Origin of the sequence: Micromonospora radicis, assembly GCF_003583405.1 — a bacterium.
Classification (GTDB): Bacteria; Actinomycetota; Actinomycetes; order Mycobacteriales; family Micromonosporaceae; genus Micromonospora; species Micromonospora radicis.
This window is the reverse complement of record NZ_QXEC01000010.1, coordinates 199,777-206,156: the sequence shown is the minus strand read 5'-3', so window position 1 is coordinate 206,156 and position 6,380 is coordinate 199,777. Positions and strand designations below refer to the sequence as shown.

5 protein-coding genes are annotated in these 6,380 nt (G+C 70.9%); 1 reads left to right on the top strand and 4 read right to left on the bottom strand.

Annotated elements, in window-relative coordinates; genetic code table 11:
• Nucleotides 1–162: 162 nt before the first annotated feature.
• Nucleotides 163–1,062 (bottom strand): TIGR01777 family oxidoreductase, encoded by a 900-nt coding sequence (locus tag D2L64_RS13255; RefSeq protein ID WP_119575907.1) that lies wholly within the window; start codon nt 1,060–1,062, stop codon nt 163–165.
• Nucleotides 1,063–1,360: 298 nt separating this feature from the next.
• Between D2L64_RS13255 and D2L64_RS13250 the strand changes: the two genes are divergently transcribed.
• Nucleotides 1,361–1,996, top strand: coding sequence for a DUF305 domain-containing protein (locus D2L64_RS13250; RefSeq protein ID WP_158603496.1), 636 nt, complete (start codon nt 1,361–1,363; stop codon nt 1,994–1,996).
• Between the two features lie 72 nt (nt 1,997–2,068).
• Here D2L64_RS13250 and D2L64_RS13245 read toward each other — a convergent pair whose 3' ends face one another.
• The 3 genes from D2L64_RS13245 to D2L64_RS13235 form a co-directional block, all read right to left on the bottom strand.
• Nucleotides 2,069–3,784, bottom strand: coding sequence for an LVIVD repeat-containing protein (locus D2L64_RS13245; protein ID WP_233558931.1), 1,716 nt, complete (start codon nt 3,782–3,784; stop codon nt 2,069–2,071).
• Between the two features lie 308 nt (nt 3,785–4,092).
• Nucleotides 4,093–5,421, bottom strand: a complete 1,329-nt coding sequence (locus D2L64_RS13240) for a low temperature requirement protein A (protein WP_119575814.1) — start codon at nt 5,419–5,421, stop codon at nt 4,093–4,095.
• Nucleotides 5,422–5,716: 295 nt separating this feature from the next.
• A complete protein-coding gene (locus D2L64_RS13235; protein WP_199714512.1) occupies nt 5,717–6,295 on the bottom strand; it encodes a TetR/AcrR family transcriptional regulator in 579 nt (192 codons plus the stop codon).
• Nucleotides 6,296–6,380: the final 85 nt, after the last annotated feature.

The following is a 6,380-nucleotide window of genomic DNA, read 5'->3' as shown; positions in this document are numbered from 1 at the left end:
ACCACCACCCTGCGCCAGACCGCCCCCAACCACTGGACCATCGGCTGCTAACCCCCCCCGCCGCCCCCGCAGCGTTGATCATGAAGTTGTTGTGGCGACACGCCGGGCCGGGCGACAACAACTTCATGATCGACGCTGCGGGGACGGCGGGGGTGGGGGTGACTAGTCGTGCAGGGCGGCGTGTAGGGCGGTGGGGAGGTCGGGGTGGCGGAAGACGAACTGGGCGCGGGTCAGCACCCCGGGTAGCACGCGCGTGCTGGTCAACGCCTCCTGGGCGAAGCCGCCCAGGGCCACCTGGAGCGCCAGCGCCGGGATCGGGAGCACCGCCGGGCGGTGCAGCTGCCGGGCCAGTTCCCGGGTGAAGTCGGCGTTGGTGACCGGGGCCGGGCCGACCACGTTGACCGGCCCGGCCAGGTCGGCGCGGGCGAGCAGGTACGTGACGGCGTTGCGCCAGTCGACCATCGAGATCCACGGAATCCACTGCCGTCCGCTGCCCAGCCGCCCGGCGATGCCCAGCTTGAACGGCAGCAGCATCGGCTTGAGCAGCCCGCCGTCGCGGTGCAGCGGCAGCCCGGTACGCAGGCGTACCACCCGTACCCCGGCGTCCTCGGCCGGGCGGGTCGCGGCCTCCCAGACCCGGGCCACGTCGGCGAGGAAGCCCTCACCGGCCGGCGCGTCCTCCTCGACGACCCGATCACCGGTGTTGCCGTACCAGCCGATCGCCGAGGCGTTCAGCAGCACCTCGGGCCGGTCCGCGGCGGGCAGCCCGGCGATGGTGATCGCCAGGGTGCTGGTGGTGTCCACTCGACTTGACCGGATCAGCTGCTTGTACCGGTCGTTCCAGCGCCGGTCACCCACCCCGGCGCCGGCCAGGTTGACCACCGCGTCCGCCTCGGCCACCAGCGCCGGGTCCAGCTGCGCCGCCGACGGCGACCACCGCCGTTCGTCCGGGCCACGCGGCGCCCGGCGGACCAGCCGGGTCACCTGGTGCCCGTCGGCGACGAGCTGGTCGACCAGTCGGGTGCCGAGGAAGCCGGACGCACCGGCCATGAGGATCCGCATGGTCATATCTTCGGGTACGCGCGGCGGCCCGACCGAGTCGACTCGGTTACCCCCACCCCTCCCGCCACGGATGCGGCTTCGCCGGCAGCTTTGCGCGGCGTTGGCGTGGCCTTCGGCGCGGGTGTCCGTTCGTCCAGGTCGGGCCGCCGTCCGGTGGCTCGGGACCGGGCAACGAACAGCCGCCCGGTCCCTGGTGACGGGGACCGGCATGAGGCACCATGGCCTTCACATCTGTGCAGCTCAAGCTGAGATTGGTACGTGAACCATGCCGCTGTCTCGTCGAGTGCTCCTTTCGGCCGTGGCCGCCACGGCCGTGGTCGGTTCCGGGGTGGCCGTCGCCCTCTGGCCCGACAGCGAGCCGCCGTACCGTCCGCCGAGTGCCCACGTGGTGCAGCCGGGCGCGCCGGGGCAGGCGGGCCGGACGTTGACCGACGACGAGCTGGCCCAGATCTCGCCGCCGAAGTTCACCGCGGCCGACACCCTGTTCATCCAGGGCATGATCCCGCACCACGAGCAGGCGCTGGCGATGACGGCACTGGTGGCGGCGCGTACCGACAACCCGGACATCGCGCTGCTCGCCAAGCGGATCGACGTGTCGCAGCACGACGAGATCGCGTTGATGCAGCGGTGGCTGACGGACCGCAACGTGCCCACCAGCGGCCCGAACGCGGGTCACGGTGGGCACGAGCTGATGCCGGGAATGCTCACCGGCAAGCAGTTCGAGCAGCTCAAGAAGGCACGTGACGCGGAGTTCGACCGGCTCTTCCTCACCTTCATGATCCAGCACCACGAGGGCGCCCTGGTGATGGTGAAGGACCTGTACGAGGCCGGTGGTGGTGCCGAGCCCGCCACCGACCAGCTCGCCCGCGAGTTCAACGCCGACCAGAGCATCGAGATCCAGCGGATGCAGGGGATGCTGGCCGCGATGCGCTGACCGCCGCGGCGGTAGCGAACCGGCCCCCGACTCGAAGGCTTCGAGTCGGGGGCCGGTTACGTCAGGGACGGATCAGAGCGACGCCTGCAGGTCCAGGATCGCCCGCTTCAGCGCCTGGTGCTCGGGAGCGACGAGCTTGGCGGAGATCTCCCCCAGCTGGGACACCGCGGCGGACCGCTTGCCCTCGGCCGCGAACTTCTCGGCCCGCTGCAGGAACATGTCCACCTGGGACTTCAGCGGGTGGCCGATGGCGTCGGCCCGTACCGCCTGGTCGTAGTGAGCCCGCGCCACCGCGAAGCTCGGCGTCCAGCTGATCGCCGGCTGGGACTGGGCGTTGAACTCGGCGAGCTGAACCTGCCCGGCGGCCTTGATCTCCGCCGCCGACATGTGCGCGCTGGGCTTCAGCGCGAACACGTCGAGACCACGGGCGATCTCGTTGCCGTAGATGGCGCCGTTGTACCAGTACACCGACCAGAAGCCACCGGTCACCAGCCGGTCCGCGGCGACCGGGCCGCGGTCGAAGAAGGCGATCTCGTGCGGGTTGGTCGAGTCGGTGAAGTCGAACACCGACAGGCCGCCCTGGTACCACGCCTGCACCATGATGTCGCGGCCCGGCACCGGGATCAGCGAACCGTTGTGCGCGACGCAGTTCTCCTGCAGCGACTGGGGAACCGGCAGCTTGTAGTAGCTCTTGAACTCCATCTTGCCGTCGACGATGTCGAAGATGGCGTTCGCGCCCCACTCGGGCTGGTCGGTGTCCCGGCAGCGGGCACCGCTACCGCCACCCCACTCGTCGGTGAAGATCACCTTGGTGCCGTCGTTGTTGAACGTCGCCGAGTGCCAGTACGCGAAGTTCGGGTCGGCGACCTCGTCGATCCGGACCGGGTTGGCCGGGTCCGAGATGTCGATCAGGATGCCGTTGCCCTGGCAGGCGCCAGCGGCCAGCCCGATCTCCGGGTAGGCGGTGATGTCGTGGCAGGCGTTGGTGTTCGGCGACGGCGACCAGGTCGAGCCGGACGGGTGGCGCGGCTCAAGCGGCCCGTTCTGCAGGCCGTCGACGCGGCCGGTCTCCGGGTTCGCGAACAGCCGCGGCTCGTTCACGACAGCGGCCTGCTCGGGGGCGGCCAGCGGAACCTTGATGACCTCGATGCGCCAGCGCGACGGGTTCTCACCCGTGGCGGTGTTGTTGTTGCAACCGGCCATCGTGGTCGCCGGGCGTACGCCAGCGGTGCCCGAGACGTAGACGTAGACGTTGTCCTTGTCCTTCGGGTCGGTCACCACCGAGTGGGTGTGCGAACCACGGCAGAGCTGGACCGCCGCGACCTGCACCGGGTTGAGCACGTCGCTGACGTCGAAGACGCGGACGCCCTGGAAGCGGGTGCCGACGCTGGAGTTGGTGCCGCAGTCGAGCCGGCCGCGGGTCTCCTCGACCGACATGAACAGCAGGTTCCCGTAGACCGAGAGGTCGCCCTGTCCGCCCGGGCAGACCACGCTGGTGACCAGCGTCGGGTCGGCCGGCTTGGAGACGTCGACGATGTTGAACCCGTTGTAGTTGCCCAGGAACGCGTACTTGCCACCGAAGCCGAGGTCCGAGGCGATGTACGAGCCGCTGCCGGGGTTCGCCGGGTCGACGAAGCCGGCTGGTTTGTCGCGGTGCGCCAGGTGCTCCAGGTTGGAGATGGCGGACTGCGCGTCGAGCCAGCCGGCGCCGAGGTCGACCCGCGGATCGGGTTCCGCGGCCGACGCCGTGCCGGGCATCACGCCGGCCAGGAGTAGCCCTGCGGCCATCAGGCCCAGGATCTGCCGACCCCTGCGGGGCCGGGAGGGGGATCGAAGTGTCATTGCCTGCCTTTCGATGGAAAGACGGACGCGGCATCCGTGGGGGGTGCGCGGGCGCGTCGTGTGAGTAAGGACCGTACCGACCAGCGGTGATGTGGCATCTCGGCCTTTCGGATGAAGAAAAGGCCAGGTGAGAGCGGGGAAGGGCGAGTTCCGTCAGGTACCGGAAAGCAGGTGGGAAATCTCGCGGTAATCTCCGCCATTCGTCGAATGGCGGCGGTCGGGCGGGCCTTTCCCGTCCCTTCCGGCGGTGCCGTTCACGGCGTCGGATCGGGCGGATTCTCGTGCCAACGGGCGCGGTACGCGGCCTCGGCGGCCTCGTGCGCGGTGCGCTCCTCGAAGACCGCGGCGCGCAGCGCGTGCCGGGCCTCGGACATCAGCACCACCTCGGCGACGACCAGACCGACGCAGATCGCGGTGAGCAGCCCCATGGTGAGCAGGCCGGGCAGGGGCATGGCCAGCGGAACGCTCAGCGCGAGTACGACCACCGTGCCGAGCCGCAGCCAGGACAACGTGCGCAGGGTGCGCAGCTGGAACAGCATGTTGCCGACCAGGTAGCAGATCACTCCGCCGAACAGCAGCGGCACGTCCGGTCCCCGCGCCGGTTCGCCGACCGGCACCCCCGGTTCGGCGATGTCGTGCACGATGCCCTCGGCGCCGAGAGCGAACAGGATGATCCCGCCGATCATCGGCAGGTAGAGGTACGCGTACGCGTCCCGGGCCATCAGCACCCGGGCGCGGCCCTGGCTGGCGTGCAGGGCGATCCGGGCGGCCGGACCGATCACGTCGTAGTGCAGCCACCACAGGGCCGCGGTGAAGACGATGCCGAGCACCGCCGCGGTCACCCCCGGCAGGGTCGGTGGCTGTCCGATCAGGTTGCTGCCCAGGCCGACGGAGATCACCGACTCGCCGAGCGCGATGATCAGGATCAGGTCGTACCGTTCGGTCCAGTGCTCGGCCGAGGTCACCTCCCAGCCCCAGGTGCTGGCGAGCAGCCCGGTGGCGTACTGGAGCAGGATGACGCTGATCCACAGGCCGTCGCGGACCAGTTGGGCGGTACCCGAGTCGGGCAGCTGCGGCGGCAGCAACGCCGCCAGCAGCAGCAGGATCGTGCTCAGCGTCAGCTCCGGGGCGTATCGGAGCAGTTGCCGGCGTTCCACCGGATCGTGGCGAACCACGTGCAGGAACAGGGCCAGGTGGACGGCGCGGATGACCAGGTAGCTGACCGCCAGTACGACCGCCCCGGCCTCGCCACGGTGCGGATCCTGGAACGCCTGCGGCAGGGCGAGCGCGAAGCAGAACAGCGCGGCCATCCCGATGACCATCAGCACCGGTACGAAGCCCTCACCGATGCGTACCCGGGTGGCGATCACCGTGTGCACCACCCAGCACCACCAGAGCACGGCGAGTACCAGCAGGGCGTGCAGCAGGGCCTGACCGTCGATGTTGGCGGCGGTGGTCCGGGCGATGTTGAAGAACGAGAAGACGAAGACCAGGTCGAAGAAGATCTCGAACTTGTCGACCCGCGCGCCCGGCGCTATCCCGACGGCCGGCCCCAGTCGCCCTCGCCAGCCTCTGTCGCTCACTGCCCGAGTTTCCCAAGCGTGCGGTGGGGCTGGGCGGGATTCGGACCAGCCCGCCGGTCGGGTCGGCGAGGTGCGGGGCCGACGGAGGCCGGCACGGCCGCAGGGCGTGGGGTCAGCTCGTCGGAGGCCGGTGGGGCTGGTGGGGCGCGGGGTGGTGGGGTCAGCTCGGCGGGGGCTGCGGGGCGGGGCGGGCTGCTGGGGCGGGGTGGTGGGGGAAACTCGGCGGGGGCGTCGGGGGCCGGTCGGGCTGGCGGGCCCAGGGTCGTGGGGTGGCCCGGCGGGGGCCGCCGGGTGGTCAGACCGGTGGGCGGTGGCGCAGGCCGTCCATCAGCAGGTCCAGTAGCCGCCGGGCCTGGTCGCGTTGCTCTCGTCCGCCGGCGGCCAGACTCACCCCGCTGAGCCCGACCAGCAGGTCGGCGGGGTCGACGTCGGGGCGTATCGTGCCCGCCGCCGCACCGGTGCCCAGCAGGGAAGCGAGGGCGGCGACGAGCCGGTCGCGGCTCTGCGCGAACGGATTGCTGCCCGCGGCGATCACCAGGCGCAGGGCGTCGGCCATCTCCCGTTTCGTGGCGAGATAGTCGACGAAGTGGTCCATCCAGGCCCGGGTCGCCTCGGCCGGCGGCAGCTCGTCCAGCAGCGCGGCGGCCGAGTCGCAGAGCTTCGCCAGCTCGTTGCGGTAGGCCGCCTCGACCAGCGCTTCTCGGGTGGGGAAGTGCCGGTAGAGCGTGCCGATGCCCACCCCGGCGTCCCTGGCGATCGCTTCCAGCGTTACCTCGGCGCCGCGCTGGGAAAACGCCCGGACGGCGGCGTCCAGCAGGCGCTCGCGGTTGCGCCGTGCGTCGGCGCGCAGCGGTCGGGGGCCTGCCTCCGGCACGTCTCCTCCTGAACTCCGGTCACCGACCGGTGGCAAACGGAGGATCCTCCGGTTAGCCTCGGCTGTAACGGAGGAGCCTCCGCTT

What these genes read in the sequence shown, in the direction of transcription:
- D2L64_RS13255 (WP_119575907.1), bottom strand. Translation starts at nt 1,062, where the DNA reads ATGCGGATCCTCATGGCCGGTGCGTCCGGCTTCCTCGGCACCCGACTG.
- D2L64_RS13245 (WP_233558931.1), bottom strand. Translation starts at nt 3,784, where the DNA reads ATGGCCGCAGGGCTACTCCTGGCCGGCGTGATGCCCGGCACGGCGTCG.